The 539-nt window shown below is 64.7% G+C and carries 1 protein-coding gene; it reads right to left on the bottom strand.

Going from position 1 to position 539, the window contains the following annotated elements:
- A partial coding sequence (locus tag L692_RS0117350; protein WP_025701373.1) for a gamma-glutamyltransferase occupies window positions 1-539 on the bottom strand: 539 nt, incomplete at both ends.

Here is a 539-nt window from a genome sequence, read left to right as displayed (position 1 = left end):
GTCACAGCGCGGGTCGGTGCCGCCGCTGCGGTAGCCGTTGTCGTCGATGGAGATGACATGGGCGTGTCCGGCTAATCCGTCGTAATCCGTCACTTTCCGAACCTTATGCCCGGCCGCAGCCAGCTCTTCGAGCACGGGCTCCTCTACTCTGCCTTCTATCGTAAGCGCCTGGGTCGGCTCGCCCCACGTTCTTCCCCAGACGAACCGGGGCTCGTCGACGGCCTGCTGGGGATTCATTCCATAGTGCAGCAGCCGGGTCAGCAGGAGCGTCTGGGTCTGCGGCTGCCCCTCGCCGCCCTGGGTTCCATACAGGATGGCGGGCTTGCCGTCCCGGCAGGCCATCGCCGGCATCAGTGTATGGAAGGTGCGCTTATGCGGCTCCAGCGTGTTGACCGCCGCCGGGTCCAGCGAGAAGAAAGAGCCTCTGTTCTGGAGCAGAACGCCGGTGCCGCCCGGAGCGGCTCCCGAGCCGAATTCGAAGTACAGGCTCTGAATGAAGGAGACCGCATTGCCTTCCGCATCCACAACCGCAGCGTAGG

Origin of the sequence: Paenibacillus forsythiae T98 (assembly GCF_000520735.1) — a bacterium.
GTDB lineage: Bacteria > Bacillota > Bacilli > Paenibacillales > Paenibacillaceae > Paenibacillus_AQ > Paenibacillus_AQ forsythiae.
Note: the sequence above shows the minus strand (reverse complement) of the source record. Positions and strands in the feature narration are given on the sequence as shown.